We start from the raw sequence: 643 nt of genomic DNA, 5'->3' as shown, positions 1-643 counted from the left end.
CATTTCCATCAGTAAATGATCTCCTCTCTTCTTGTTCTTCCGTTTTCAACTCGATCCGTTCTTTTTAAAGAAACCTTTTTCTTTTGAGAAACATCATAAAGATATGTTCCTTCAAAAGTTCTTGGATTATAGCGGATAATAACTCTTATTCCTATATAGACAGAAGGAACATCAAAAAGCTGATTTTCAATAAGGACTGTTGAATCACCATTGACCTTTCTTGTGGTTTCATGAAGAAACACATCATCAAACCACGAAGCGTATTCAATAGGTGATTTATTTGACAGTCTTGATACTTCAACATCTTTCATATCATACATATAGCGTTCTAGAGGTGTATGATTGTCATTCTCATCATCTTTCAATGATGAGTGGATTGTTCTGTTATACTCATTTATCCATTTATTAAGATCATTATTTAATTGAGAAAGTGAATGATAGTCGCTTCCCTTATGTACATCCATAAAACGCATCTTCATTGTATGAAAGAACCTTTCAATCAAAGCTTTTCCGACAGGCTGATATGGGGGATTATAAATGATTTTAGTCCCGAGTCTTGCCTCTATTTCCTTGGTGCTTTTATTTTTGTAGCTGCTGCCATTATCTAAGATGATTACTTTACTTCTACCGTATCTTAAGACAG

Annotated in this window: 1 protein-coding gene; it reads right to left on the bottom strand. The window is 33.9% G+C overall.

What is annotated here, in order from left to right:
* Nucleotides 1-8 precede the first annotated feature (8 nt).
* The coding region (locus ACFOZZ_RS03715; RefSeq protein ID WP_376814730.1) for an integrase core domain-containing protein at nucleotides 9-643 on the bottom strand (635 nt) is incomplete at its 5' end.

The organism is Catenibacterium sp. GCM10023432, assembly GCF_042651925.1.
Classification (GTDB): domain Bacteria; phylum Bacillota_I; class Bacilli_A; order Erysipelotrichales; family Coprobacillaceae; genus Catenibacterium; species Catenibacterium mitsuoka.
The sequence above is the reverse complement of the archived record's forward strand: the minus strand, read 5'-3'. Positions and strand labels throughout refer to the sequence as shown.